The following is a 741-nucleotide window of genomic DNA, read 5'->3' on the forward strand; positions in this document are numbered from 1 at the left end:
GTCTTCATCACGCTGTTCGGGCGGGATCAGTGTCCAGTCACAACGTGCTGCTTCTTCGATGAGAGCCGCCACCTCATCCTGAGCACAGTAGACGTAGACCACCACGAACTCCGGATCAAGGACCTCTGATCGTGGGCTCAGGAACGTGGCCAGCGACATTTCGACCACCTTGAAACTGCGCCCTTCGGCCTCGATGGGACGCAGCCCCGAACACGGTGCCGCATACTGTTCGGCCCATGCCTCGCGGATCGCGCCCATAATCCGACCTTGGTTTCGTGCGGTCTCCACGTGCACGATACGTCGGTGGATAGCGGCCTCCAGACCTGTGGGAAGTTTGTCGCCGTAGCCCAGAACGCGGCGCTCGATCTCGCGTACCAGAGCCGTGAGGTCACCTGCCCACACGTCGGTCGCGCCCATGCAGTTGGGCTGTGCCGTTGTCTGAAGGCGCTTAAAGCCACTGATCTTAGCGGCCTTGAAAATGTCCTTAATGTGCACCGTTTCTCCTAATGTTCCTGATCCTTATCCAGCTCGTATCCAGCGAGCCAACCTGCATCCCAGTCCATCCGCTTCACGACATCGGCCATCGGGTACGGATTGTCCTCAGTTGAATCGCCATGCATGTAGGCACTGAGCCCCAACATCCATGCCTCAGTCATTGTCGCCCCCGCTGCTCATGTCGCGAGCCGCCGTCCAACCAGCAGCCCAATCGTAATGGTCCATGGAATCTGAATCGCAAGGATT

At 58.7% G+C, this 741-nt stretch carries 2 protein-coding genes; both read right to left on the reverse strand.

Going from position 1 to position 741, the window contains the following annotated elements:
- Positions 1 to 495: hypothetical protein (locus AC1RP1_RS07610; protein ID WP_481762660.1), on the reverse strand; the 495-nt coding region annotated here is incomplete at its 3' end.
- 8 nt (positions 496 to 503) lie between these two features.
- Positions 504 to 656 (reverse strand): hypothetical protein, encoded by a 153-nt coding sequence (locus AC1RP1_RS07615; RefSeq protein WP_281106372.1) that lies wholly within the window; start codon positions 654 to 656, stop codon positions 504 to 506.
- Positions 657 to 741: the final 85 nt, after the last annotated feature.

The sequence above is a fragment of the Dellaglioa sp. CoH-56-MRSF-13 genome, assembly GCF_056782095.1.